The following is a 25,634-nucleotide window of genomic DNA, read 5'->3' on the forward strand; positions in this document are numbered from 1 at the left end:
CACACTACCAGAAACCATCGGCAAACCGGTGAGATTTGCTAACCGGAATGACAGAGGAGCGACGAAAAAAGCCGCCCGCGGGCATAGGACCCGCGTGGCGGCTTCGCAGTGGCTGGCGGTTCAGGGAGGAATCACACCATTGCACTGGGAACACGCCTTTTGCCTGCCAAGTTCCGAAGAATTCTTCAGCCTCGAACGGTTTCAGGATGAAGGACAGTTCGGCCCGCTCGTCTTGCAGATCGCCAGCAGACTCGGTGTCCTGCAGGAAAAGAAAGGGTGCGTCGCCAGATTCCTGACAGCCGCACCCCAGGTCGGGAACACTTGCCTCACCCTCAGCTAGGGCTCGTTAACCTTATTCCACAATCTCTTGCGGTTTGGTTAACGACACCGCCCCTCCCGGCATCCCTTGCAGGCTTGCCGTCGGAGCTGCGCCCGAACCGCGGGTCAGTGGCCGTGCCCGTCCCCATCGGTCGCGGGATCCAGGAACCGGTGCATGTGGACGATGAAATAGCGCATGTGGGCGTCATCGATGGTGGCTGCGGCGGCACCGCGCCAAGCCTTGTAGGCCTCGGCATAGTTCGGAAAGATGCCGACGATGTGAAGCTTGTTCGGATCGACGAACTCGGTCGAGTCCGGGCTGACCAGCTGTCCGCCGAAAACCAGGTGAAGCAGTTGCTTGTTGGGCACCGAGAGCCTCCTTTACTCAGATCGGGAGGGCGATCCGGTCCAGTGGCCCGCCGACGGTCGCGAATCCGCCGGCAGAGCCGCCATGGCGCCCGATGACCGCCCGCTGACCGCGCTATAGCATGGCTTAACCCGTGATGCCCGAGCTATACGAATTCCGCGGCGGCCATCCGATGGAGCTGCGGCGAGATGCCGCTGAAGCTGCGCGTTCGCCGGGAGTGGGCTGCGGCCGCTTCATCCCATGGTCATTGGACGAGCCCGCTCGACGCACGGCAAGGCACGCCCTTCGAGGACCGCGTCCAGCCGCGCCAGCCCCGCTTCCCAGGAATGGTATGCCTGGACCCGCGCGCGGGCGGCGCGCCCGACCGCCGTCCCCAGCGGCGGATACAGGGCGGCAAGCACGGCCTGGGCGATGTCCGCCGGCTCCGCGGCAAGCCAGAGGTCCTGCTCGACCTGTTCACGGAAGGCGCCGAGCGCGCCCGGCGTCGCCACGACCGGCCTTCCCATCGCCATGGCTTCCAGCACCGGACGGGGATTGGGCAGGCTGAAGGGGGCGACCACGACGGCGGCATGGGCAAGCCAGGGGCGCATGTCGCGGACCCCGGTCGCAAGGGTGACGCCGGGGCAGGCCGTGGGCGGCGGAAACCCGATGCCGAGATCCCGGGTAGCCAGGATCAGCCGGCAGTCGGGCGCCGCGGCGCGGATGCGGGGAAGCACCTCGACGGCGAACCACCTCGCGGCATCGACGTCGGCCGGCCCATCCAGCGCGCCGGCCATCAGGATCGAGCGGCCGCCGAACGGCAGCGGCGGCGGGTGGCGGCCATCGTTGGGCGAGAAGCGGACGGTGTCGATGCCGTCGGGAACATGATGGATACGGCCTGCGACCTCCGGCAACAGCCGTTGGAGCTTGGCGACCGCGGGTGCCGAGTTCAGAAGGCTGGCATCCCAGGAGGCAAGCCGGTGCTGGTCCAGCAGCAGCATCGCGCGCAATTCCCGGGTCCGGAGCCAGCGCCAGATCCCCTGGGCGGGCCGCCACTGCTCCGTCGCCGACTCCCCTCCCCAGGGATTGCCGTCGATATCCGAGCGGTCGAGGACACGCCGCGCCGGCAGATCCGGACGCATCAGGGCATATGGCGCCATGGCGGCACAGAGCGCCAGGACGCGGGTCGGCCGGCGCTCGCTCCAGATCCGCTCTACCCAGATCGACAGCCCGGCATCCCTGCCCGGCCGCAAGGGTCGGTTGAACCCGAACAGGCCCGCCGGCCCCGGCCCCTTGGCCGCCGGGGTGCATCCGCGGGCAAAGAAGACGCTGTTGCAGAACTGCCGGACGAAGCCCTCCTGCCGCCGATCGATCGAGTCGTCCGCGAAGCAGCCGAGATGGACCCGATAGCGTCCCGAAAGATACCGCAGCATACGCCAGGCGCGTGGCGAGGCACCGGATTGCTCCGGGTGCGGAATGTGGGGAGTGAGAAGCAACAGATCCTGCATCGCGATGGGATAACCCACCGCTGAGGGGCATGGTTCCGGGATTGGAACGAACACTTTCGAGCCATCGTCACGCTGCTCGCATCGGCAGTTCTCGGGCATCGCCTTGACAACCGATCCGCGTCCTTCGACTCTCCGCGCGGAAAAAAAGTCTCCCCTATCGCGAGGTATATAGATCATGCGGAAGAGCAGCATCGCCGCCGTTGCGGCCATCGCCGGCGCGCTCCTGGTCGGGACCGGTATCCTGTCCGCCGGCGTCCACGCCGGCGACGATCCGGTGAAGGTCCGCAAGGAAGGTTTCGACGGCAACAAGAAGGCGATGGGAGCCATCAAGAAGATCCTGGAGGATGGCGCAGACCTGGGAGGCGCCACCGCCCCGGCGCAGTCCCTCGCCTCCTTCGCCAAGCAGGTGCCCGGGCTTGTTCCCGGCCGGGTCCGACAAAGGCGACACGAAGGCCAAGCCGGCGATCTGGAGCAGCCTCGCCGATTTCACCGCCAAGGCCCAGGCGTTCGAGACCGAAAGCGCCAAGCTCGTCCAGGTGGTCGCATCCGGAGACAAGGCGGCGGTTCAGAAGCAATTCGGTGCGGTCGGCGGCACCTGCAAGGCTTGCCACGACGCCTACCGGGCGGAATAGCCCCTCGTCCCGACCGGCCGGCGCCGGAAGGCTTTCTCCAGCGCCGGCCGGTCAGGCGACCATCACCAGCGTCGCGACCAGTGCCACGGCCAGGGCGGCGATCAGGGCGGCCGGCAGCAGCCCCGCTTGACCGGGCGGATCCACGGTGATGCTATCCGGGACGATCTTTCGACCCGTCAGCATCGGCCGGACGAGATTTTCCCTGCGAAGAAGCAGGTAGCCCGCGATGACCGCGACATGCACCGCCACCATCGCCAGGATCAGGTCGAATGCCAGACGGTGGACCGTGCTGAGCAGCTTCACCACGGCACTTCCGGCATGGGCGACCAGCGGCCCGTCGACCAGGATGTCGTCGCTGGTGAAAAGGCCGCTTCCCGCCTGTACCGCGAGGACCAGGAGAAGCGCCGCGACCATCCATCCGCCCAAGGGGTTGTGTCCGAGAACAGGGCGGGGGTGCGTGCCGGACGACCGCAGCTCGCGCAGATGCTCGAGGGCCGCCGCCAGCCCCTTCAGGAAATCGCTGAACCGGGCGGATCTGCTGCCGATGAAGCCCCAGGCCAGACGGAACAGCAACAACGACAGTATGAAATAGCCGCTGAGGAAATGAACACGCATCCAGCCGAGTTCGCCGCTTGCCCAGGAGGCGCCGACCGCCGCCACCAGAAGCCAATGGAACAGCCGCACCGGCAGGTCCCAGACGGTCACGGACCGCACGGGACCCCTCCTATCATACTTCTTCATGATGACTCCCTGGCATGGTACGGTGGGTCCGTTGATGATGCGGCGCGGTCGATCGCCGGCCGCCGGTGGCATTGGCCGATCGGTATGTTATCAGTGCGATTATAGGGCCGTTCGGAATCCCGTGTAGGAAGAACAGCAGCGGCCAATTGCCCCTATCGGCAATGCAGCGGCAGACACTATCCCGAAAGACTTAGCCTTTCGCGCAGCAGACAGCATCGTTTGCCGCACTACTCTTTATGTCCGCTCAAAAATGAGGCCGAGGACTACACTTGCGCAGTCGGCTTGAATTCGTTCCGCGCGCGGGATAAACAGACATCATCCCTTCAAGGAACGGAAGGGGACCTGCGGAGGATATATGGAAGCGCAAGCCCGGAGACTGATGGCTCAGTTGCCGTACATGCGACGCTACGGGCGCGCGCTCACCGGCTCCACGTCGCGCGGCGACGATCTGGTTACGCGCGCGGTGGAAGCCGCGCTGGCCGACCCCGAGCGCTATCACCTGGAAGGCGACGAGGAAACGGTGACGCGGCGCCGGCTGTACGCACTGCTCAACAGTCTTTTCGATACCGAACCCGCATCGTCCGGGGCGCCGGAGCCCGGGCACCCGATCGAGGCGGCGCTGAGCAGCCTTCCGGAAATCGAGCGCCGCGTCTTCCTGCTGGTCAGCCTGGAAGAGTTGCCGACGACGCAGGCGGCGGAAGTGATCGGAGTGCCGGTAGAGCAGGTGCGGGAGGCTCTCGGCAGGGCCCAGAACGCCATGCGCGAGCAGCTGGTCGCGAACATCCTGATCGTCGAGGACGACGCGATCATCGCCTACGACCTGACCGAGACCGTCCTGGCCATGGGCCATAAGGTCTGCGGCACGGCTGCAACGATGGAAGAGGCGCTGGCGACCGCCGCTGCGAACCAGCCCAGCCTGGCGCTGATGGACCTGCGTCTGGCGCATGGCGGGAGCGGCATCACCACGGCCCAGGCCCTGCGGGAATCGCGGGCGCTGCCGATCATCTTCGTCACGGCCTTCGCCGAGGAACTCAAGCAGCGGGGCCTCGACTACCTGGGACCCGTCATCAAGAAGCCCTTCACCCGCGAGCAGATCGAGCGGGCGATCACCCAGGCGGTGTTCACGCCGCGCCCTGGCGACGCCAAGCCGACCCTGGCCGGCCGATCGGTCGGATAGCTTCACTCCGTCAGTGATCGTGATCGCACCGTTCCGGCAGCGGCGCCGGGGCGGGCAACGTGCCTGCGAAGTACCCTTTCACCGCGGCGACCGGATCCGTCTCCGACGTCAGGACGGCCTGGATACCCCTGCTCGCGCATTTTCGGATGAACTTCTCCCGGGCATTCCCCGTGATGACGACGGTGACCTCGTCGAGCGGGTGCGCACCTTCGCCTTCGAACACGTGGAAGATCTGGTCTTCCGCCAGGAACAGCTCCTTGACCTTGACCGGCTCCGTTCCCGCCTCGGCCTCGTAGACGAGGAAGCTCCGGCACCGGCCGGCGTGGGGAGTGACGGTCTCCAGATCGAGGCTTGTCAGGGCGAAACGCATGCTCGGGAACTCCTGATACGAGGATTGCTCCCGAACATGCGACGGCCTGCGGCCGGGCATCATTGAAGTGCCGCAACCGCCGGCCTGCATGTCGATTTGTCGCAGGAACCGGCTTACTGCCGGATCATTCCGAGAATCTCGTGGGCCGCTTTCGGGATGTTGGTCCCTGGGCCGTAGATCGCGGCGACGCCCGACTTCAACAGGAAATCATAATCCTGCGGCGGGATGACGCCGCCGCAAACCACGATGATGTCGTCCGACCCTGCCTTCTTCAGCTCCTCGACCAGCGCCGGGACGAGCGTCTTGTGGCCGGCGGCCTGGCTGGACACGCCGATCACGTGCACGTCGTTCTCCACCGCCTGCCGGGCAGCCTCGTCCGGGGTCTGGAACAGCGGCCCGACATCGACGTCGAAGCCGATGTCGGCGAAGGCCGTGGCGATCACCTTGGCGCCGCGGTCGTGTCCGTCCTGGCCCATCTTGACCACCAGCATGCGGGGACGCCGTCCCTCCTCCTCGGCGAACGCCTTGACCTCCTGCTGGATGGTGGCGAAGCCTTCGTCACCCTCGTAGGCGGCTCCATAGACGCCGCTGACCGAGCGGATCACCGCCCGGTGCCGGGTAAAGACGGATTCGAGCGCGTCGGAGATCTCTCCCACGGTCGCCCGCGCCCGGGTGGCCTTGACAGCGAGGTCGAGCAGGTTGCCGCTGCCGTCCTTAGCCGCCTGGGTCAGCGCGTCGAGCGAGGCCCGCCACGCCGCCTCGTCGCGGCTGGCCCGGATCTGCTGGAGCCGGGCGACCTGCTGTTCGCGGACCACGGTGTTGTCGATGTCCAGCACGTCGACCTTTTCGGGATTGGCGACTCGGTACTTGTTGACCCCGACGACCACTTCCTCCGCCCGGTCGATGCGCGCCTGGCGCTTGGCGGCGGCCTCCTCGATCTTCAGCTTGGGCATGCCGCTCTCGACGGCGCGGGTCATGCCGCCCAGCCCCTCGACCTCGTCGATCAGGGCCTGGGCGTGGGTCGCCAGCGAATTTGTCAGCGCCTCGATATAATATGAACCGCCGAGCGGATCGACGACGTGGGGAATGCCGGTCTCCTCCGCGATGATCAGCTGCGTGTTGCGCGCGATGCGGGCGGAGAACGGGGTCGGCAGGCCCAGGGCCTCGTCGTAAGCGTTGGTGTGCAGCGACTGGGTCCCGCCCAGCACGGCGGCCATGGCTTCCACTGTGGTGCGGATGATGTTGTTGTAGGGATCCTGCTCGGTCAGCGACACGCCGGAAGTCTGGCAATGGGTGCGCAGCGCCAGGGAACGGGCGTCCTTGGGCTCGAAATTCTTCTGCATCAGCCGCGCCCACAGCAGGCGGGCGGCCCGCAGCTTCGCGATCTCCATGAAGAAGTTCATGCCGATGGCGAAGAAGAACGACAGGCGGGGCGCGAACTGGTCGACCTTCAGCCCCTTGGACTTGGCGGCGCGCACATATTCCAGCCCGTCGGCCAGGGTGAAGGCCAGTTCCTGCACCGCGGTCGCCCCGGCCTCCTGCATGTGGTAGCCGCTGATCGAGATCGAGTTGAACCGCGGCATGTTGAGCGCCGTGTACTCGATGATGTCGGCGACGATCCGCATGCTGGGCGCGGGCGGGTAGATGTAGGTGTTGCGGACCATGAACTCCTTGAGGATGTCGTTCTGGATGGTCCCGGCCAGCTTGTCCTGGCTGACGCCCTGCTCCTCCGCCGCGACGATGTAGCCCGCCAGGACCGGCAGCACCGCGCCGTTCATGGTCATGGAGACCGTCATCTTGTCCAGCGGGATGTCGGCGAACAGGATCTTCATGTCCTCGACGCTGTCGATCGCGACGCCGGCCTTGCCGACGTCGCCGACCACGCGCGGATGGTCGCTGTCATAGCCCCGGTGGGTCGCCAGGTCGAAGGCGACGGACAGCCCCATCTGTCCGGCCGCGAGGTTCTGCTTGTAGAACTTGTTGCTCTCTTCCGCGGTGGAGAAGCCGGCATACTGGCGGATCGTCCAGGGCCGGTGGGAATACATGGTCGCGCGTGGCCCGCGCGTGTACGGCGCGAAGCCCGGCAGGGTCTCCAGCTCCAGCCCGGCGAGGTCGTCGGCGGTATAGAGCGGCTTGACCGGAATGCCTTCCGGGGTATCCCAGACCAGCGTGTCGGGCGAGGCGCCGCCGGTGTCCTTGGTGGCGAGCGCGGTCCAGTCGGCCAGCCTCTTCTTGGGGAAATCGACCATGGGACAATCCTCCGGGGCGGGCTAAGCGTCTTGTTCGACGGTGTCTTCGAAACGGTATCGTATCAGAACAGGGAGCGGGCCATGCGGTCACGTGCCGCAGCGATCAGGGACACGCCCCGGCGGGGGCGTCTCCCCGCCCGATCAGCCCCGGCTCTGCGACCGGCGGGCGACCACCGTCCAGGCGGCGTGCATCAGCGCGGCACCCAGGGCGGTCTTCAGAAGCGTCGCGGCGACGAAGGGGGTCAGGCCGACGGCAACGGCCTTGTCCATCCCGAACAGCACGGCGAGCCAGGCGACGCCGGGGATGAACAGCAGGGCATGCCCGATCGACATGGCGGCCACCGCCTTGACCGGGCTGCGGTCCCAGCCGCGCTCGGCCAGCCAGCCGATCAGGCCGGCGGCCATGACGAAGCCGACCAGGTAGCCGGCGGTCGGTCCGGTCATGTAGGCGAACCCGGCGCCCGTGCCGGCGAACACGGGCAGGCCGGCCATGCCCTCGGCCAGGTACAGCAGGACCGTCGCCATGGCGAGCCGGCTGCCATAGGCCATGCCGAGCATCATGATGACAAGGCTCTGCATCGTCATCGGGACCGGCCAGAACGGCACCTGGGCCTTGGCCGAGAGGGCCAGCAGCAGGCTGCCGGCGAGGGCGAACCCAGCGGCGCGGATCAGGCTTCCGCCGGGCGCCAGGGTATCGAGCAGCGTCGGGTGGGTCGGAGAAAACGACTTCATGTCACTGTCCTTCGGGGGAGCGCGTTCAGGCGAACTCGATGATGATCTGGTCCACGGCCAGGCTGCTGCCCGGAGCCGCATGGATCTTCGCCACCTTGCCGTCCTGCTCGGCGCGCAGCAGGTTCTCCATCTTCATGGCCTCTACCACCGCCAGCTCCTGGCCGGCCTTGACCTCCTGCCCCACTTCGACCGCGACGCGGGCGAGCAGGCCAGGCATGGGCGACAGCAGGAACTTGGACATGTCGGGCGGCAGCTTGACCGGCATCAGGTCGGCGAGCTGCGCGGCCCGGGGACTCAGCACCTGGGCCTTCATCTCCGCCCCGGCATGGATCAGCCGGTAACCGGTGCCGGTCCGGTCGAGCTGGATCGACAGGGGCCGGTAGTTGACCGTGCCGTTCCACAGCGGCTGGCCGATTTCCCAGTCCGAGCGGACCTCGAAGCGCTTGCCGCCCAAGACCACGTCGTAGCCGTCGTCGACCGAGTCGATCGTGCAGGGATGGTTCGTCCGCTCGGTCCGCACCACCCAGTCCCGCGCCACCTTGTGACGGGCCCCCGGCAGCTGGCCGCTGATGGTGGCGGCCCGCTCCTCCACCTTGCGCTGGACGGAGGCGGCGACCGCCATCAGCCGCTCGTTCGTGTCGGTGTCGAGCGACAGGCCGTGGAACCCGTCGGGGAACTCCTCGGCGATGAAGTTGGTGGTCAGCCGGCCCTCGACGAACCGCGAATGGTTCATCAGCGCCGACAGGAAGCTGATGTTGTGGGCCACGCCGCGGATCTGGAACTTGTCCAGCGCTTCGCGCATATGGTGGATCGCGCTGTTGCGATCGGCGCCCCGGCTGATCAGCTTGGCGATCATCGGATCGTAGAACATGCTGATCTCGCCGCCGTCATAGACGCCGGTGTCGACGCGGGTGTGCGCATCCTCCGCCGGCGGGACGTAGCGGGTCAGGCGGCCGGTGGAGGGCAGGAAACCGCGGGTCGGGTCCTCGGCGTAGACGCGGGCCTCGATCGACCAGCCGTTCAGCGTGATGTCGCTCTGCTGGAGCTTCAGCTTCTCGCCGGCGGCGACTCGGATCATCTGCTCGACGAGGTCCAATCCTACCACCAGCTCGGTCACCGGATGCTCGACCTGGAGCCGGGTGTTCATCTCCAGGAAGTAGAAGTTCCGGTTGGCGTCGACGATGAACTCGACCGTGCCGGCCGACTTGTATTCCACGGCCTTGGCCAGGGCCACCGCCTGCTCGCCCATCGCCTTGCGGGTCTCGGGGTCGATGAAGGGGCTCGGCGCCTCCTCGATGACCTTCTGGTGGCGGCGCTGGATCGAGCACTCGCGCTCGCCCAGGTACAGGGTATTGCCGAAGGCGTCGCCCAGGACCTGGATCTCGATGTGGCGCGGCTGCTCGATGTATTTCTCGACGAAGACGCGGTCGTCGGCGAAGCTGGAGCGCGCCTCGTTCCGGGCGGAGCGAAAGCCCTCCCGCGCCTGGTCGTCGTTCCAGGCGACGCGCATGCCCTTGCCGCCGCCGCCGGCCGAGGCCTTGATCATCACCGGATAGCCGATGTCCTTGGCGATGCGGACGGCGTCGTCCTCGTCCGGGATGACGCCCAGGTAGCCGGGGACGGTGCTGACGCCGGCGGCGTGGGCCAGCTTCTTCGACTCGATCTTGTCGCCCATCGCCGCGATGGCGCGGACGTCGGGACCGATGAAGGTGATGCCGTTGGCCTTCAGCGCCTCGCAGAACTCCGCCTTCTCCGACAGGAAGCCGTAGCCGGGATGGACGGCCTGGGCGCCGGTGCGCTTGCACGCCTCGATGATGCGGTCGGCGACCAGGTAGCTCTGGGCGGACGGCGCCGGTCCGATCAGGACCTTCTCGTCCGCCATCTCGACATGCAGCGCCGCGGCGTCCGCCTCGGAATAGACGGCGACGGTCTTGATGCCCATGCGCCGCGCGGTCTTGATGACGCGGCAGGCGATCTCACCACGGTTGGCGATAAGGATCTTGGAGAACATGGTGGTCGCGCCTTCAGAGCGGGAGGTTGTCGTGCTTCTTCCAGGGATTCTCGAGCTGCTTGTTCTTCAGCATGGCGAGAGCCTTGGAGACGCGGCGCCGGGTTCCGTGCGGCATGATCACGTCGTCGACGTAGCCGCGGCTGCCGGCGACGAACGGGGTGGCGAACTTCTGGCGGTATTCCTCGGTCCGCTGCTCGATCTTCTCCGGGTCGCCGATGTCGGAGCGGAAAATGATCTCCACCGCGCCCTTCGGCCCCATCACCGCGATCTCGGCGGTCGGCCAGGCATAGTTGACGTCGCCGCGCAGGTGCTTGGACGCCATGACGTCGTAGGCGCCGCCATAGGCCTTGCGGGTGATCACGGTGACCTTGGGCACCGTCGCCTCGGCATAGGCGAACAGCAGCTTGGCACCGTGCTTGATGATGCCGTTGTACTCCTGGGCGGTACCCGGCAGGAAGCCCGGAACGTCGACGAATGTCACGATCGGGATGTTGAAGGCGTCGCAGAAGCGGACGAAGCGGGCCGCCTTGATCGCGGACTGGATGTCCAGGCAGCCGGCCAGCACCATCGGCTGGTTGGCGACCACGCCGACCGTGCCCCCGTTGATGCGGCCGAAGCCGGTGAGGATGTTCTTGGCGTAGTCGGGCTGGATCTCGAAGAAGTCGCCCTCGTCCACGACCTTCAGGATCAGCTCCTTCATGTCGTAGGGCTTGTTCGGATTGGCCGGGACCAGGGTGTCCAGCGAGAAGTCGTCGCGGTTGCCGGGGTCGGCCGTCACCCGGACGGGCGGCTTCTCGCGGTTGGACAGCGGCAGGAAGTCGATGAAGCGGCGGGTCTGGAGCAGCGCCTCGACGTCGTTCTCGAACGCCAGGTCGGCGACGCCCGACTTGCCCGTGTGCGTCATGGCGCCGCCCAGCTCCTCCGCCGTGACGACCTCGTGGGTGACTGTCTTCACCACGTCCGGCCCGGTCACGAACATGTAGGAGCTGTCCTTCACCATGAAGATGAAGTCGGTCATGGCCGGGGAGTACACGGCGCCGCCGGCGCACGGGCCCATGATCAGGGAGATCTGCGGCACGACGCCCGAGGCCATGACGTTGCGCTGGAACACCTCGGCATAGCCGCCGAGCGAGGCGACGCCCTCCTGGATGCGGGCGCCGCCGCTGTCGTTCAGCCCGATCACGGGGGCGCCGACCTTGAGCGCCTGGTCCATCACCTTGCAGATCTTCTCGGCATGGGCTTCCGACAGCGAGCCGCCGAACACGGTGAAATCCTGCGAGAACACGAAGACCAGCCGCCCGTTGACGGTGCCGTGGCCGGTGACGACGCCATCGCCCGGCACCTTCTGCTCCTGCATGCCGAAGTCGGCGCAGCGGTGCTCGACAAACATGTCCCATTCCTCGAACGAGCCCTCGTCGAGCAGCAGGTCGATCCGTTCGCGGGCGGTCAGCTTGCCCTTGGCATGCTGGCCTTCGACACGCCGTTCTCCGCCGCCGGCCCGCGCCGCGGCGCGCATCTGTTCGAGCTTTGCAAGGACTTCCTGCATGATCCGTCGTTTCCCCCGTTCAATCCACGCCCGCGCGTCCCGTGCCGGTGCGTCGCGCAACCGCGCTCCACGCCGCCGCAACCCATGCGCCTGAGCCCCGCCTTCGGCACCCGAGAGCAGCAGCGCACCTTATTTGCATCCTTGGCAGGGTTGCAATGATTGTCCCGTAACAAAAGAGCGAACTTGCAAAAAGCTTCGCCGAAAGGGATGATAAGACTGCGAAGTTTGCGAATTTTCGGCATAGATTAGTATGCAAAAGAAGCTTTTTCTCGGCTACAAGCTGCGCCGGCTGCGCGAACAGCGCGGATTGACGCAGGCGGCACTTGCGAAACTGCTGGAATTGTCGCCGAGCTATCTGAACCAGATAGAGAACAACCAGCGCCCCTTGACGCTGCCCGTGCTGCTGCGAATCGGGACCATCTTCGAGATCGACCTCGCGACCTTCGTGGAGGACGAGGAGGCCCGGCTGGTCTCCGACCTGCGGGAGGCCCTGGCCGACCCGCTGTTCTCCGGCGGGCCGATCGGGATGTCGGAACTGCGCAACGCCGCCGCGGCGTCCCCCGAACTGGCGCGGCGCTCGCTTGTCCTGCACCAAGCCTACCAGAAGCTCCAGGAACGGGTCCAGTCGCTGGCCGAGACGCTGTCGAGCCACGAGCGCGGGCAGGCGCTGGCCGGGCCGCAGTTCCCGTACGAGGAGGTGCGGGACTATTTCCACTATTCCAACAACTACGTAGGCCCGCTGGACGAGGCCGCGGAGAAGCTGTCGGAGCAGCAGGGCTTCCGCCCGGCCGACATGCAGACCGACCTGATGAACCACCTGAAGGCCCGCCACGACGTGCGGATCAGGATCGTCGCGGACCATGACGGCGAGACGGCGATGCGGCGGTATGACGCGGCGAGCGGCACCCTGTTCCTGTCGGCTCTGCTGAGCGGGCCGAGCCGGGCCTTCCATCTGGCGCACCAGATCGCGCTGCTCGGCCAGAGCGAGACGATCGAGAGGCTGGTCGCGGAGGCGAACTTCACCACGGAGGACGCCAAGTCGATCTGCCGCGTCGGGCTGGCGAATTACTTCGCCGGCGCGCTCGTGATGCCCTACCGCGCCTTCGCTGCCCAGGCCAGGGCGGTCCGGCACGATATCGAGCAGTTGCAGAGCCGCTTCGCGGTCAGCTTCGAGCAGGTCTGCCACCGCCTCAGCACCCTCCAGCGGCCGGGAGCCCGCGGCGTGCCGTTCTATTTCGTCCGGGTGGACATGGCCGGCAACATCACCAAGCGGCACAGCGCCACCCGATTCCATTTCGCGCGGTTCGGCGGCGCCTGCCCGCTGTGGAACGTCCACGAGGCCTTCGCCCAGCCGGGCAAGATCCTGGTCCAACTCGCCCGGATGCCGGACAACGTCGCCTATATCTGCGTCGCACGCAGCGTGACCAAGCGGGCCGGCGCCTACCTCAAGCCGAGCCGCCAGTTCGCCATCGGCCTGGGCTGCGAGGCCGCCTACGCGTCGGAAGTCGTCTATTCCGCCGGGCTGGACATCAGCAATGCCGACGCCGCCGTGCCGATCGGGGTGAGCTGCCGGATCTGCGAGCGTGAGGACTGCCAGCAGCGCGCCTTCCCGCCGATCGGAAGCCACCTGACGGTGAACGAGCACCACCGCAGCTTCGTCCCGTACCTGTTCACCCAGGCGGGAGAGGACGAGGCCGCAGCGGTCACGGGAGCGGCGGTCGAAGGCGTGGGGTGACCTGCCGGTTCGTCGGTCGGCGGCAGCGTCGGAATGGCGCTTGACCGTACCCGGACGGCATGTCACCGTCGCCGTCATGAACAGCTTAGTCGTCACAGCAGCGCAGCGTTGGTGGTGGCCCGTGTAACCGGGCGGCCAACCCTCCTGCATTGACGATCTTCGTGATCGACATCGAGGCCGCCACGGGTTCCGGGCGGCCTTCGTCTTTTCAGCGAGAGGACGTGGAAGTTCCGTTCGGTCTCCGTCGCGGCGCCTGACAGCCCGAGACCAGAATGGAAGCCACGACCATGACCGAGCCCCCGAAGACCCTCACCTACCGCACGCGCGGCGGCATACAAGTCGAGCGCCGGCTGATTCCGCAACCCTATGAAGGCGCCGCCGAGCCCGTGGTCGACGCGCTGGAGCGCCGTCGCGGCGTGCTGCTGTCGTCCGGCTTCGACTATCCCGGCCGCTATACGCGCTGGGACCTGGGTTTCGTCGATCCGCCGGTGATGCTGACCGCCCGCGACCGCACCGTCCGGATCGACGCGCTGAACCCGCGCGGCCGGGTGCTGCTCCGTGCCATGGCCGACGCCCTGGCTGACCTGCCGGCCCTGGAGCGGCTGGAAACGGCCCCCGGCCTGATCCTGTGCCGCGTGCGGGAAGCGGCGCCGGGGTTTCAGGAGGAGGAACGCAGCCGCCAGCCCTCCGTCTTCTCGGTGCTGCGGGCGGTCTCACGCCTGTTCGAATCGCCGGATGACCACAGGCTGGGCCTGTACGGCGCCTTCGGGTACGACCTGGCGTTCCAGTTCGAGCCGATCCGGCGCCGGCTGGAGCGGGCCGGCGGCCAGCGCGACATGGTGCTGTACCTGCCCGACGAGGTGCTGGTGGTGGACCACGTCACGGCCACGGCGACGATCCACCATTACGAGTTCGCGGCGGCGGGGGAGCGGACCCACGGGTTGGCCCGGACGACCGCCCCGTCCCCCTATGACGCCTCGCCGCCGGACGGTGCCGTCGAGCGGCCGGAATGCGACCACGGGCCGGATGAATATGCAGCCGCGGTGGAGCGGGCGCGCGGAGCCTTCAGACGGGGCGACCTGTTCGAAGCCGTGCTGAGCCAAGTCTTTTCGGAACCCTGCCCCAACGGTCCGGCGACCCTGTTCCGCCGGCTGCGCCGGGCCAACCCGTCGCCCTACGGGGCGCTCGTCAACCTGGGGGACGGCGAGTTCCTGGTGGCGGCGTCGCCGGAAATGTATGTTCGCGTCGAGGGACGGCGGATCGAGACCTGCCCCATCTCCGGCACCATCGCCCGGGGCGCCGATCCGATCGCCGACGCCGCGCAGATCCTGACCCTGCTGAACTCCGCCAAGGATGCCGCCGAACTGACCATGTGCACCGACGTGGACCGCAATGACAAGTCGCGGATCTGCGAGCCCGGTACCGTGCGGGTGATCGGCCGTCGGCAGGTCGAGCTCTATTCCAGGCTGATCCATACCGTGGACCATGTCGAGGGGACCTTGCGCGAAGGGTTCGACGCGCTCGACGGCTTTCTCAGCCATGCCTGGGCGGTCACGGTGACCGGCGCACCGAAGCGGCGGGCCATGCAGTTCGTCGAGGACAACGAGAAGTCTCCCCGCCGGTGGTACGGGGGCGCGATCGGCTGCCTGACCTTCGATGGCGGCATGAACACCGGGCTGACGCTGCGAACGATCCGGCTCCACCGCGGGATCGCCGAGGTCAGGGTCGGCGCCACGCTGCTGTTCGACAGCGATCCTTAGGCCGAGGACGCCGAATGCCGGCTGAAGGGCTCGGCCCTGTTCGACGCCATCCGGCGGCCGGCCGGGAACGGAGCGCCCGCGAGCGCCCCTGCGGCGCGGCCGGGTGCCGGAAAGCGGGTGCTGCTCGTGGACCACGAGGACAGCTTCGTCCATACCTTGGGGAACTACTTCCGGCAGACCGGCGCCGAGGTGACGACCCTGCGCGCCGATGCCGCACGGGCCGGCATGTCGGCCTTTCGTCCCGACCTGCTGGTGCTGTCGCCCGGTCCGGGCAGGCCGGCTGACTTCGACGTCTCGGCGAGCATCGGCGCGGCCATGGATCTCGGCATACCGGTGTTCGGCGTTTGCCTGGGCCTGCAGGGCATGGTGGAGCATTTCGGCGGGAGGCTCGGCGTGCTGGATCAGCCGATGCACGGCAAGCCGTCGCGCGTGCGGGTGACGGGCGGGCGGCTGTTCGCCGGACTGCCGGCTGAGTTCGGCGTCGGGCGCTATCATTCGCTGTTCGCCGAACCGGACGCTCTCCCCAAGGATCTTGAGGTGACGGCCGTCAGCGAGGATGGCATCGCGATGGCGGTCGAGCACCGGCAGCTGCCCCTGGCCGCCGTACAGTTCCACCCGGAGTCCATCCTCTCGGTCGAGGGCGACGTGGGCCTCCGCCTGATCGGCGCGGTGGTCCGGTGCCTGTACGCGGACGGACGACACAAGGACAAAAACTCGACCGATAGGCATACACCTTCTGGACTAGGGGAAAGGATGGCCTGTACAATTTGACGGACCGCGGCGGCGGGATCGTCCCCGCCCCACGTTCGATACCCCGAGGATCGGTCCAGGCAGGATCTACGACGTGAGCAGGCAGGCGGTACAATTCGCCCCGTCGACTTTCGAGGAGCGGGGCACGGCGGTGTCCTTCACCACCCCGATGCTGTCCCAGACCAGGATCAGGAAGGACGATCGGGACCGGCTGGAAATCCTCGTGCCGAGCTTTTCCGCCGGAAAGGGCATCTATGTGATTCCCTGGAAGGCGGTGCCGGAAATGGTGTCGATGACGGTGCATGACCGCTGCCTGCACCGCCTGATCGTCAGGGAGCCGGTCTGTTCGCCGAACGAGGTGCGCACGGCGTCGCTGCGGGTGGCGCGGACCGGCCTCGCCGGCCCTCCGGCCGCGGCGGCTGCCGATGCCGCCCTTCGGGAGGACGAGAATCACCGCACCCTCGCGAACTACATGCTGATCGTCGGCATCCTGGAAGCGGTCGGGCTGGACAGCGCCGACATCCTGACCGCCGGCCTGGATACCGACCAGGGCCAGCTTCTGGCACGGGCCCTGATGGCGCGGGCGGCGGCAAGCCTGAAGCTGACGCCGACCGAGCTTTTCGCCCGGGTCGAGGAGTTGAGCGACGCGATCTGCCCGATCGGCCTGGAACGGGCGCCGAAGCCGGGGCGGCTTCGCCGCCGCGTCGCCGACCTTTCGGGCTGCCGGGACAAGATGGCGGAATGGTCACGGACCGCGCCCGAGGAGAGCGCCCCGGTCGCCCGGTTCTGCGCCGACGTCGCGGGCCTGACCATCGATCTCGGCCGCGAAGTGCTCGGTGCCTTCAACGAGAAGCTGAGGGACATCGAACCCCTGCTGTCCAACTGGCACAAGGAGATGCCGCACATCCGCAACCTGTCGATCCGGCTGGCCTGGCTGCTCGACGGATGGGACTACGTGGTGGCCTGCTGGGCCGAAGCCGAAGACAAGGAACGGCAGGAGCAGTGCGAGGCGATGGAGGACATCTTCCGCGTCCTGCCGCTGGTCCCGACGCGGGAGGCGACGACCGACATGCATGCCGAGAAGGCCAAGGTGGCGCGGACCCAGCGCCGGACGGTCCGCCCCTACGAGGACTGGCGAACCGGGGAACGGGACCTGGACATGATCCAGCGCATCGAGCGGGTCAAGGCGAAGGCGGCATGACAAGCCAGAAGACCGACCTGAAGGATCTGGAGAAGCGGCTGCTCGACGTGCCCGCCGCGAAGTTCCGGGAAATCGTGAAGCTGCTGGAGCAGGTCCGGGAGCGGCCCGAGGTCGAGGACACGCTGGCCACGATCCGCCCGCGCCTCACCCAGGTCCGGCCCCAGCGGCGCCCTAGCCTGACCCGCCTGATGTGCCTGCCTTTCGAGGACGTGCTGGACGGCGGCGGGCGGGTCGGGAGCATCGGCGGCGTCCAGCGGCGGGCGATCATCCCGATCTGGCGGATCGTGGAAAACGGCATCGATCCGAAATTGCTGAACCTGCTGCAGCACAACAGCGCCGCGACCGATCCGGACGATGCCGCGGGGCATCAGGCCATCGGCCGGCAATTGTGGCGCGCCGCCGCGGAGGTGCTGAAACGCCGCCTCGACCTGCCCGAACCCCCGGCCGGCGACATACCCGCGACAACCCTGCGCCGCGACGTCGAGTCGGTGATGCCTTTCCTCGATTGCGCCGAGGCGATCGAGGAGTTGAAGCCCCTGCTGCCGGAGAAGCCGATCACCTATCTGTCGGCCACCGACATCGCGGTGATCGAGCACCAGATCCAGATGGTCGCCAGGGGCGATCCGGGACGACCGCTCCAGGTCCTGCTGGTGGTCGCCGGCCGGCTCGCCAACCCGGCTTCCCTGCTCCAGCGCCTGGAGGACATGGATTTCGGCAGGCATGCCCGGGCGCAGAAGCCGCTGATCATAGCCCGGCTCGGATCGATGGTGGTCAGGAACCTGGAGGAACGGTCCCATCACCTGACGGGCGACGCGACCTTGTCGACGCGGCCGGGCGATGCGGTAACCCTGGCCGAAAGCTTGATCGACGGCCTGATCTCGGCCGGCAGCGCCCTCGACTCGGCTTACGACGATTCGGTCGCCAGCCGCTTGCAGACGGTGCGCGGCGCCGTGAGGGGATTGATCCAGTCCGGCGTCATAGACGCCGCGCCGGGCCGGATCCTGCCGGCCGCCCTCGAAGGGGAACTGTCGATGGATCGGCTCCAGCAGGCCGAGGACCATGCCCGGGCGCTCCGCCGCTGCACCCGAATCGCCGCTCCCCTGGGGCTGGGCGGCATGGTCGAAAGCACGCTGAAGATGATCGAGGAGGAGTTGGAGCGCAGCGCCGGCTTGCTGATCCAGGAGCTGGAATCAGGCGGTACCCGCCACGCCGAGGCAATGGTGGCGGGATCGCGCCTGTTCGGGGCCATCCGGATGATCGAGCTGGTGGGCGGCTCCAGCCGCGCCGACTTGCTGCTGACGCGTGGCTCGCGGGCCCTGGAGGGGCTCGGCCGGAAGGCGATGGCGGCACCTTAGCGGCGGTTCATCCGCGCCAGAAGTTGGGGTTCATCAGGACGATCACGGTGAAGAACTCCAGCCGTCCCAGCAGCATTCCGGCGGTCAGGATCCACTTGGCGCTGTCCGGCAGCGGAGCGAAGTTGCCGACCGGTCCGATGATCGGACCCAGGCCCGGACCGACATTGGCCAGCGCCGTGGCGGCGCCGGACAGGGCGGTCACGAGGTCGAGCCCGGCGGCACCCAGCGCGATGGTGAAAACCAGCAGAAACGCCATGAACATGAAGCCGAAGCTCATTACCGACAGCATGATGTCGTTATCGACCAACTTCTCATTGTAGGTCATCGGCATCACGCGATGCGGGCTGTAGAGCCGGATGAGCTGTTTCTTCAACACCAGGAACAGGATCTCGAACCGGAAGATCTTGATGCCGCCGGCGGTCGAGCCGGTGCAGCCGCCGACCAAGGTGAGCACCAGGAACGCCGCGATCGCGAGAGGTCCCCAACTGTTGTAGTCGGCCGACGCGAAGCCCGTCGTGGTCACCACCGAAACGACGTTGAACATCGCGAGCCGGACACCGTCGTACCAGCTCAGGTCCTCCCGCAGGGAGAGCCACGTCCCCAACGCGATCGAGACCACAGCCAGAAACCCGATGTACCAGCGCACCTGGGTGTCGCGCCAGATCGCGCCGGGGTCCCCCTTGGCGAAGCTGAGGAAGCGGACGAAGGGCATTCCGCCGGCGAGCATGGCAACGACCAGCACCCATTCGATCGCGTCGCTCTCCCAGGCGGTGATCGACGGGTCGCGGGTGGAGAATCCGCCGGTCGAGACCGCCGTCATAGCGTGGGTCACCGCGTCGAACAGCGTCATGCCGCTGAACCGCAGGGCCACGGTGGTCATGACCGTCAGTGCCAGGTAGACCCAGCCAAGCCAGATCGCCAGGTCGGAGGCCCGCGCCACCACCTTGTCGGACCTATCCGACGACTCGGAGCGGAACAGCTGCATGCCGCCGACCCGCAGGAACGGCAGGATCGCGATACCCATGGCGACGATGCCGATGCCGCCCAGCCACTGGGTCAGCGCCCGCCACAGCAGCAATCCGGGCGGCAGGGTGTCCAGCCCGGCGATCACCGTGGACCCGGTGGTCGTCAGGCCGGACATGGCCTCGAAATAGGCGTCGGTCGCACTCAGGTTGATGACCGAGAACATGAAGGGGAGCGCCGAGAACAGGCAGACGATCACCCAGCTCAAGGTCGTCAGGAGGAAGGTCTGCCTGAGGTTCAGCGTTATGGTCGGCGTCCAGTTGGTCAGCAGCAGCAGGACGCCGAAGAACAGCGTCAAGGCCGAGGCGGTGCCGAATACTTTCCAGTCCGAGCTTCCGGCGGCGAGGTCGACCAGCATCGGGGCCAGCATGGCGACTGCCAAGATGGTGATGAGGCTGCCGATCACGTAGAAGACGGGCCGAACGTCAAGCGCGGCCATCAATTTCGATTCTCCTGCCGATCCGCATGCCTGTCACGTGGCGCCAATCCACCACGCTCCCGGTTCCTTGTAAAGGCCGCTTCGGATGCCGCACTTTGTCGCTCGCAGCCAATCGCTACCCTCGGCCTGGGTCGCGGACACGGCGCAGCACCCAGGCACGGTCCTTGTAGGCGAGGTGGAGATCCTCCTGCCCGAGCACCCGCCCCATTTCCGAGGCCAAGTCGTTGAGCAGGGCGCAGATCGACTCGTCGTCCAGATCGCCGCTGTAGAGCGGAAGGGCCTCGCCGGTGAAGATCGCCACCGGTTCCCGATCGCTGCCGGCGGCGCCCTTGCTGCCGGCGCCGCCGGCCCCCGGCCAGGCATAGACCACCTCGCCGCGGGTGAACATGCCGGACAGGAACGGCTGCCCCGCATCGGCGCGACGCTTCATCCAATCGTGGGCGACCCTCACCGCCTGCTCGATGTCGTAGATCCTGCCGGACCGGCTCCACCCCTCCCGCAGCCCGAGCGTGATCCGGAAGTCGCGTCGTTCCCCGCCCGATCCGGCTACGGTTTCGAACTGCCAAGCGCCGCCGCCGGATCGCGGCGGCCATTCGCCATCGGTCATGATTTCCCCCTTCCCCGCCGGAACACCGGCCCGACAGGACGATCCGCCGGTTCGCGACACCTTGAAGTCATTCCAGGGAGAACGTCAGACGATAACGTGTTCCCGGCGGCGGTTCCAGGTCGAGCCGGCCCGAGATCTGCCGGACGAGGCGATCGACCAGCATGATGCCGAGGCTGGACCGCCGCGGCGGCGGCGTGAAGCCGGGCCCCGTGTCGGCCACGCGCAACACCGCGGTATCGCCCTGCCGCGCCAGGCCGACCCTGACCTCCCCGGTGGCGCCACCGGGAAACGCATGCTTGAAGGCGTTGGAGATCAGCTCGTTGGCGATCAGCGCCAGGGGCACCGCGGCATCCATGCTGACCGGCACGGGCTCGGCCGCCTCGACCACGCTGACCACCCGATCCTCGGACAATCCATAAGCGTCGTGAAGGTTGGCGGTCAACGTCCGCAGCACCTCGGCGAAATCGATGTCGGCCAGCGTCGTCGAACGGTAGAGCAGCTCGTGGATCGTGCTCATCGCCGAAACCCGGTTCAGGCTTTCGCGCAGGGCATCGACCCCGGTCTCGTCGCGCAGGCGGCTCGCCTGCAGCCGCAACAGGCTGACCACGACCTGAAGGTTGTTCTTTACCCGGTGGTGAACCTCCTTCAGCAGCACCTCGCGCTCGTTCAACGCCGCGACCAGTTCCTGGTTGGCCTGCAGGATGCCGGCCTCGACCCGTTTCTGCTCGGTGATGTCGTGGACGACGAGAACCGCGCCGTCGACCCCGTCGCCGCTCAGGATGGGCGCCACGGAGCACAGCACGTCCACCCTGGAGCCGTCGCGCCGGAAGAAGACGTCCTCGTGTTCGCGGAGCGTGCTGCGGGTAGAGAGGATCCCGTTGAGCGGACACTCCTCGATGGGAAACGGCCGGCCGTCCGGGTACTTGTAATGCAAGGCGTCGTGCAGGTCCTTGCCCGCCAATTCCTCCGCCGGCCAGCCGAACATGCGCTCGGCCGCCGGGTTAACGAACGAAATCCGGCGCTGCGCATCCATCAGGAACAGCGCCTCGGCGGCGTTGTCGGTGATCGTCCGCATCAGCCGGAGCTGGCGGCGCGCTTCCTCCTCCGCCTCGAACCGTTCGGTGATGTCCACGCAACTGCCTGTATAGCCGGCAAAAACCCCTTCCGGCGTGAAGCGCGGCTTGCCGGTATTCAACATCCAGCGCCAGACGCCGTCCTTGCGGCGCAGGCGGAACTGGATCTGGAACGGGCGCCGGGCTTGGAAAGCCTCGAACGCCGCATCCAGCTGGCCTTTGTCGTCGGGATGCAGGATCTCCAGCCAGCCTTCGCCGACCTCCCGCTCCAGCGGGCGGCCGGTGAAGTCCAGCCAGGCGCGGTTGAAATAGAGGCCGCGCCCGGCGGTCTCGGACATCCAGATCAGGACCGGAGCGCTGTCGGCGAGAGCGCGGAACCGCTCCTCGTCAGGCCCCAGCACGTCGCTCATTTTACCGGTGTCTCGCTCGGTTCGGCTTGCTGAGCCTCGGCTTCTTCCGGCGAGGCCTCCTCGGCCGGCTGTCCATGGTCGGCCGGATCGATCGCCGCCAGTTCGGCCGCCGTCGGCGCGTCGAGGGGGACATCGTCCTCCAGCGGTTCGGGGATCGGATCGACCTCGGGCATTGCCAGCCGCTCGCGGGCGGACTCGGCGCTGGTCCAGACCGCCCCGTCATGGAGCGCCGTCAGCAGGACGAGGCTGCGCCCGGCCGCAGTGATCTCGCCGCCGGTGTCGAGCAGGGACGGCTTCTTGCCGGGATGGGCCGTGTCGAGCAGGGACTGCCAGCCGACCACTCCCGGCACGGCGGGCATCTTGAACGGCAGATCCTCGTGGTATGAGTTGATCACCAGCATCAGGATGTCGCCGGAATTGCCCTTGGCCTGCTGCTGGAGCCCGCGGGCGACCCGTCCGTCGAGCAGCATGCCGACGCACCGGGCCAGCGGGTCCTGCCACTGCTCCGAGCTTTTCTCCTCGCCGGCCGGCGTGATCCAGGTGATGTCCTTGAAACCCAGCTCTTTGTCCTGGTGGCCGTGCAGGAATTTCGGCAGGCCCAGCAGCGGATGGGACTGGCGGAGTGCCACCACCTCCCGGACGAACTCGATCAGATCCTGGTCCTGCTCGTCGATCTTGTCCCAGTTGATCCAGCCGATCTCGCTGTTCTGGCAGTAGACGTTGTTGTTTCCGCCCTGGGTATTGCCGAACTCGTCGCCGGCCAGGATCATCGGCGTGCCCTGCGAGAACAGCAGCGTGGCCAGCATGTTGCGCTTCTGCCGCTCCCGCAGCGTCCTGATCTCGGGATCGTCGGTCGGCCCCTCGACGCCGTGGTTCCAGCTGTGGTTGTTGGAGTGGCCGTCGTTGTTGTTCTCCCCGTTGGCCTCGTTGTGCTTCTCGTTGTAGGAGACGAGGTCGTTCAGGGTGAAGCCGTCATGGGCGGTGATGAAGTTGACGCTCGCCCAAGGGCGCCGGCCGCGCTTTTCGAAAAAGTCGCTGGAACCGGTCAGGCGCGATGCCAATTCCGGGAGCTTGCCCTCGTCGCCTTTCCAGTAGCTGCGGACGGTATCGCGGTACCGGTCGTTCCACTCCGCCCAGCCCGGCGGGAAGCCGCCGACCTGGTAACCGCCGGGGCCGATGTCCCATGGCTCGGCGATCAGCTTGACGCGCGAGAGGATCGGATCCTGGCGGCAGGCATCCAGGAATCCACCGCCCTGGTCGAAGCCGTGCGGCTCGCGCCCCAGGATGGTCGCCAGATCGAAGCGGAACCCGTCCACCCGCATCTCGGTCGCCCAGTAGCGCAGGCTGTCGGTCACCATCTGAAGCACCCGCGGATGGGACACGTTCAGCGTGTTCCCCGTCCCGGTGTCGTTGATGTAGTAACGCGGGTCCGGCGCGAGGCGGTAATACGAGGCGTTGTCGATGCCCTTGAATGACAGCGTCGGGCCGCGCTCGTTGCCCTCGGCGGTATGGTTGTAGACGACGTCCAGGATCACCTCGATGCCCGCGTCGTGGAAACGGGCGACCATCTCCTTGAACTCGCCGATCGTTCCCGAAGCCGAATAGCGGGGCTCCGGCGCGAAGAAGCCGATCGTGTTGTAGCCCCAGTAGTTCCGCAGGCCGCGTTCGAGCAGGTGCCGGTCGTCCAGGAAGGCATGGACCGGCAGGAGCTCGATCGACGTGATGCCGATGCTGCGGATGTAATCGACGACGTCCTGGTGGGCCAGGCCGGCATAGGTCCCCTGGAGCTGAGGCGGCACCGCGGGGTGGCGCATCGTGTAGCCGCCCACATGGGTCTCGTAGAAGATCGTCCTTTCCCACGGAATCCGCGGCGCCTGGGTATGGCCCCAGGTGAAGGCGGGATCGACCACGCGGCATTTCGGCATGCCCGGCGCACTGTCGCGCCGGTCGAACGACAGGTCGTCGCGCGGCGAGCCGATGCGGTATCCGAAATGGGCGTCGGACCAGCGCATATGGCCGACCAGGGCCTTGGCATAGGGGTCGAGCAGAAGCTTGTTCGGGTTGAAGCGGTGCCCGGCGGCCGGCTCATAGGGGCCATGGACGCGGTAGCCGTAGACGGTACCCGGCCGGGCGTCGGGCAGGTAGCCATGCCAGACCTCGTCCGTGTATTCCGGCAGTTCGATACGCTCCAGCTCCCGCTTGCCGTCCTTGTCGAACAGGCATAGCTCGACCTTGGTGGCGTGAGCGGAAAACAGGGCAAAATTCACACCCAGCCCGTCCCAGGTCGCACCCAGAGGAAAGGGAAGACCTTCCTGGATGCGTGACCGGCGGACGGTATTGACGACAGGCGGCGTTCTGCTCACGGATCGGCCTCGATGGAAAGATTGAGAAATCTCAGGTTCGACATTTCGTGACGAGAGAACAACCGAAGTGCCCGCAAGGTCCCGCCCGACAAGTCGGCTGCGCTGATTTTCTTCTCAAAGCGTTATTGCATTGAGTCCCAGCCGAAGTAACCGAGGCCAAGGAAGTCAGAATGCAGGACGGCGCGATCCGCGTGAACGAAGAAGAAGGCACTATCGTCGACCCGCCCGCCGCCGCCGAACAGGCCGGGCTGGTCTATGTCTCGGACGAGGAACCGGGTATCCGGCGGCGGAAGTCGGGCAAGGGGTTCAGCTACCGGAAGCCCGACGGCGGCGCCCTGAAGGACAAGGCGGACCTGGACCGGATCAAGTCGCTGGCGATCCCGCCCGCCTATACGGACGTCTGGATCTGCCCCGACCCTAACGGACATATCCAGGCGACCGGCCGCGACGACCGGGGCCGCAAGCAGTACCGCTACCATCCCCGATGGCGGGAAGTGCGCGACAGCACCAAGTACGAGCGCATGCTGGAGTTCGGCCGGGCGCTTCCCGCGATCCGGGAGCGCATAGCGGCCGATATGGGCAAGCGCGGACTGCCGCGCGAGAAGGTATTGGCGACCGTCGTCCACCTGCTGGAAAACACCCTGATCCGGGTCGGCAACGCGACATATTCGAAGGAGAACAAGAGCTTCGGCCTGACTACCCTGCTGGACCGCCACGTGGAGGTGGACGGCGGCAAGCTGCGGTTCGAGTTCAAGGGCAAGAGCGGCAAGGTCTGGAACCTGCAGGTCAAGGACCGCCGGATCGCCCGCATCGTAAAGTCCTGCCAGGACGTGCCGGGCCAGCACCTGTTCCAGTATCTCGACGACGACGGCACCCGGCACGGTGTCACCTCGCAGGACGTGAACGACTATCTGAGGGAGATCAGCGGGAAGGATTTCTCCGCCAAGGATTTCCGGACCTGGGCCGGCACCGTGCTGGCGGCGCTGGCGCTGGCCGAGTTCGAAAGCTTCGACACGAAGGCCGCCGCCAAGCGGAACCTGCGCGCCGCCATCGAACGGGTTTCCGCCCGGCTCGGCAACACGCCGGCGATCTGCCGGAAATGCTACATCCATCCCCAGGTGCTCGACTGCTATCTCGAAGGGGATCTGGTCACCCAGTTGAAGGATCAGGTAGAAGACGACCTTCGCTCCGGCCTCGACGCCCTCAAGCCGGAGGAAGCGGCCGTGCTGGCCTTTCTCCATCGCCGCCTCGAGCGCGAAGCCGCCTGATCCGGAGTTTCCTGCTTGTC

The 25,634-nt window shown here is 67.0% G+C and carries 20 protein-coding genes; 8 read left to right on the forward strand and 12 right to left on the reverse strand.

From position 1 onward, the window contains the following. Positions 1-444: 444 nt before the first annotated feature. Together IGS68_RS14670 and IGS68_RS14675 are read right to left on the reverse strand one after the other, a co-directional pair. A complete protein-coding gene (locus tag IGS68_RS14670; protein ID WP_201070195.1) occupies positions 445-687 on the reverse strand; it encodes a DUF4170 domain-containing protein in 243 nt (80 codons plus the stop codon). 231 nt (positions 688-918) lie between these two features. Further along, positions 919-2,097, reverse strand: coding sequence for a glycosyltransferase family 4 protein (locus IGS68_RS14675; protein WP_201070198.1), 1,179 nt, complete (start codon positions 2,095-2,097; stop codon positions 919-921). 491 nt (positions 2,098-2,588) lie between these two features. Between IGS68_RS14675 and IGS68_RS14680 the strand changes: the two genes are divergently transcribed. Beyond that, complete coding sequence (locus tag IGS68_RS14680) at positions 2,589-2,804, forward strand: c-type cytochrome (RefSeq protein WP_201070200.1); 216 nt, start codon at positions 2,589-2,591, stop codon at positions 2,802-2,804. Between the two features lie 51 nt (positions 2,805-2,855). Here IGS68_RS14680 and IGS68_RS14685 read toward each other — a convergent pair whose 3' ends face one another. Then, positions 2,856-3,518 carry a cytochrome b/b6 domain-containing protein gene (locus IGS68_RS14685; RefSeq protein WP_201070202.1) on the reverse strand — a complete coding sequence of 221 codons (663 nt, stop codon included), beginning with the start codon at positions 3,516-3,518 and terminating at the stop codon, positions 2,856-2,858. 406 nt (positions 3,519-3,924) lie between these two features. Here IGS68_RS14685 and IGS68_RS14690 point away from each other — a divergent pair, with 406 nt between their 5' ends. Next, positions 3,925-4,722, forward strand: coding sequence for a PhyR family response regulator anti-anti-sigma factor (locus IGS68_RS14690; RefSeq protein WP_247880850.1), 798 nt, complete (start codon positions 3,925-3,927; stop codon positions 4,720-4,722). 10 nt (positions 4,723-4,732) lie between these two features. Here IGS68_RS14690 and IGS68_RS14695 read toward each other — a convergent pair whose 3' ends face one another. The 5 genes from IGS68_RS14695 to IGS68_RS14715 form a co-directional block, all read right to left on the reverse strand. Further along, positions 4,733-5,092 carry a NifB/NifX family molybdenum-iron cluster-binding protein gene (locus tag IGS68_RS14695; protein WP_201070208.1) on the reverse strand — a complete coding sequence of 120 codons (360 nt, stop codon included), beginning with the start codon at positions 5,090-5,092 and terminating at the stop codon, positions 4,733-4,735. A gap of 113 nt (positions 5,093-5,205) precedes the next feature. After that, a complete protein-coding gene (gene scpA, locus IGS68_RS14700; RefSeq protein ID WP_201070222.1) occupies positions 5,206-7,341 on the reverse strand; it encodes a methylmalonyl-CoA mutase in 2,136 nt (711 codons plus the stop codon). A 141-nt stretch (positions 7,342-7,482) separates the two neighbouring features. Continuing rightward, the gene (locus IGS68_RS14705) at positions 7,483-8,073 is read right to left on the reverse strand and encodes a biotin transporter BioY (RefSeq protein WP_201070225.1); all 591 of its coding nucleotides are present in this window, start codon (positions 8,071-8,073) and stop codon (positions 7,483-7,485) included. A 25-nt stretch (positions 8,074-8,098) separates the two neighbouring features. Then, a complete protein-coding gene (locus tag IGS68_RS14710; RefSeq protein ID WP_201070228.1) occupies positions 8,099-10,084 on the reverse strand; it encodes an acetyl-CoA carboxylase biotin carboxylase subunit in 1,986 nt (661 codons plus the stop codon). 13 nt (positions 10,085-10,097) lie between these two features. Further along, positions 10,098-11,630 carry an acyl-CoA carboxylase subunit beta gene (locus tag IGS68_RS14715; RefSeq protein ID WP_201070232.1) on the reverse strand — a complete coding sequence of 511 codons (1,533 nt, stop codon included), beginning with the start codon at positions 11,628-11,630 and terminating at the stop codon, positions 10,098-10,100. Between the two features lie 250 nt (positions 11,631-11,880). Here IGS68_RS14715 and IGS68_RS14720 point away from each other — a divergent pair, with 250 nt between their 5' ends. The 5 genes from IGS68_RS14720 (at position 11,881) to IGS68_RS14735 (ending at position 18,431) form a co-directional block, all read left to right on the forward strand. Then, the gene (locus IGS68_RS14720) at positions 11,881-13,365 is read left to right on the forward strand and encodes a helix-turn-helix domain-containing protein (RefSeq protein ID WP_201070234.1); all 1,485 of its coding nucleotides are present in this window, start codon (positions 11,881-11,883) and stop codon (positions 13,363-13,365) included. 287 nt (positions 13,366-13,652) lie between these two features. After that, positions 13,653-15,125: an anthranilate synthase component I gene (locus IGS68_RS14725; protein ID WP_247880852.1), complete on the forward strand. Its 1,473-nt coding sequence runs from the start codon at positions 13,653-13,655 to the stop codon at positions 15,123-15,125. 117 nt (positions 15,126-15,242) lie between these two features. Continuing rightward, entirely contained in the window at positions 15,243-15,896 is a 654-nt protein-coding gene (locus IGS68_RS35570) for a glutamine amidotransferase-related protein (protein ID WP_247880854.1), read from the forward strand. A 73-nt stretch (positions 15,897-15,969) separates the two neighbouring features. Then, positions 15,970-17,076, forward strand: coding sequence for a hypothetical protein (locus IGS68_RS14730; RefSeq protein ID WP_201070236.1), 1,107 nt, complete (start codon positions 15,970-15,972; stop codon positions 17,074-17,076). Beyond that, positions 17,073-18,431: a hypothetical protein gene (locus IGS68_RS14735; protein WP_201070237.1), complete on the forward strand. Its 1,359-nt coding sequence runs from the start codon at positions 17,073-17,075 to the stop codon at positions 18,429-18,431. Before IGS68_RS14730 ends, IGS68_RS14735 begins: the two co-directional genes overlap by 4 nt. Before the next feature lie 7 nt (positions 18,432-18,438). Here IGS68_RS14735 and IGS68_RS14740 read toward each other — a convergent pair whose 3' ends face one another. From IGS68_RS14740 to glgX, 4 genes are all read right to left on the reverse strand, one after another. Further along, positions 18,439-19,893: a TrkH family potassium uptake protein gene (locus IGS68_RS14740; RefSeq protein ID WP_201070239.1), complete on the reverse strand. Its 1,455-nt coding sequence runs from the start codon at positions 19,891-19,893 to the stop codon at positions 18,439-18,441. 115 nt (positions 19,894-20,008) lie between these two features. Beyond that, a complete protein-coding gene (locus tag IGS68_RS14745) occupies positions 20,009-20,500 on the reverse strand; it encodes a hypothetical protein (protein WP_201070241.1) in 492 nt (163 codons plus the stop codon). Between the two features lie 67 nt (positions 20,501-20,567). Beyond that, positions 20,568-21,983, reverse strand: a complete 1,416-nt coding sequence (locus tag IGS68_RS14750) for a sensor histidine kinase (RefSeq protein WP_201070243.1) — start codon at positions 21,981-21,983, stop codon at positions 20,568-20,570. After that, positions 21,980-24,346 (reverse strand): glycogen debranching protein GlgX, encoded by a 2,367-nt coding sequence (gene glgX, locus IGS68_RS14755; protein ID WP_201070248.1) that lies wholly within the window; start codon positions 24,344-24,346, stop codon positions 21,980-21,982. The genes IGS68_RS14750 and glgX overlap by 4 nt, the downstream gene beginning before the upstream one ends. A gap of 170 nt (positions 24,347-24,516) precedes the next feature. Between glgX and IGS68_RS14760 the strand changes: the two genes are divergently transcribed. Beyond that, positions 24,517-25,614, forward strand: coding sequence for a DNA topoisomerase IB (locus IGS68_RS14760; protein WP_201070251.1), 1,098 nt, complete (start codon positions 24,517-24,519; stop codon positions 25,612-25,614). The last annotated feature ends 20 nt before the right edge of the window (positions 25,615-25,634 follow it).

It is taken from the genome of Skermanella sp. TT6 (assembly GCF_016653635.2).
GTDB classification, from domain to species: domain Bacteria; phylum Pseudomonadota; class Alphaproteobacteria; order Azospirillales; family Azospirillaceae; genus Skermanella; species Skermanella cutis.

What these genes read in the sequence shown, in the direction of transcription:
- IGS68_RS14675 (WP_201070198.1), bottom strand. Translation starts at nt 2,097, where the DNA reads ATGCTGCGGTATCTTTCGGGACGCTATCGGGTCCATCTCGGCTGCTTC.
- IGS68_RS14690 (WP_247880850.1), top strand. Translation starts at nt 3,925, where the DNA reads ATGGCTCAGTTGCCGTACATGCGACGCTACGGGCGCGCGCTCACCGGC.
- IGS68_RS14695 (WP_201070208.1), bottom strand. Translation starts at nt 5,092, where the DNA reads ATGCGTTTCGCCCTGACAAGCCTCGATCTGGAGACCGTCACTCCCCAC.
- scpA (WP_201070222.1), bottom strand. Translation starts at nt 7,341, where the DNA reads ATGGTCGATTTCCCCAAGAAGAGGCTGGCCGACTGGACCGCGCTCGCC.
- IGS68_RS14705 (WP_201070225.1), bottom strand. Translation starts at nt 8,073, where the DNA reads ATGAAGTCGTTTTCTCCGACCCACCCGACGCTGCTCGATACCCTGGCG.
- IGS68_RS14710 (WP_201070228.1), bottom strand. Translation starts at nt 10,084, where the DNA reads ATGTTCTCCAAGATCCTTATCGCCAACCGTGGTGAGATCGCCTGCCGC.
- IGS68_RS14715 (WP_201070232.1), bottom strand. Translation starts at nt 11,630, where the DNA reads ATGCAGGAAGTCCTTGCAAAGCTCGAACAGATGCGCGCCGCGGCGCGG.
- IGS68_RS14720 (WP_201070234.1), top strand. Translation starts at nt 11,881, where the DNA reads ATGCAAAAGAAGCTTTTTCTCGGCTACAAGCTGCGCCGGCTGCGCGAA.
- IGS68_RS14725 (WP_247880852.1), top strand. Translation starts at nt 13,653, where the DNA reads ATGACCGAGCCCCCGAAGACCCTCACCTACCGCACGCGCGGCGGCATA.
- IGS68_RS14735 (WP_201070237.1), top strand. Translation starts at nt 17,073, where the DNA reads ATGACAAGCCAGAAGACCGACCTGAAGGATCTGGAGAAGCGGCTGCTC.
- IGS68_RS14740 (WP_201070239.1), bottom strand. Translation starts at nt 19,893, where the DNA reads ATGGCCGCGCTTGACGTTCGGCCCGTCTTCTACGTGATCGGCAGCCTC.
- IGS68_RS14745 (WP_201070241.1), bottom strand. Translation starts at nt 20,500, where the DNA reads ATGACCGATGGCGAATGGCCGCCGCGATCCGGCGGCGGCGCTTGGCAG.
- IGS68_RS14750 (WP_201070243.1), bottom strand. Translation starts at nt 21,983, where the DNA reads ATGAGCGACGTGCTGGGGCCTGACGAGGAGCGGTTCCGCGCTCTCGCC.
- IGS68_RS14760 (WP_201070251.1), top strand. Translation starts at nt 24,517, where the DNA reads ATGCAGGACGGCGCGATCCGCGTGAACGAAGAAGAAGGCACTATCGTC.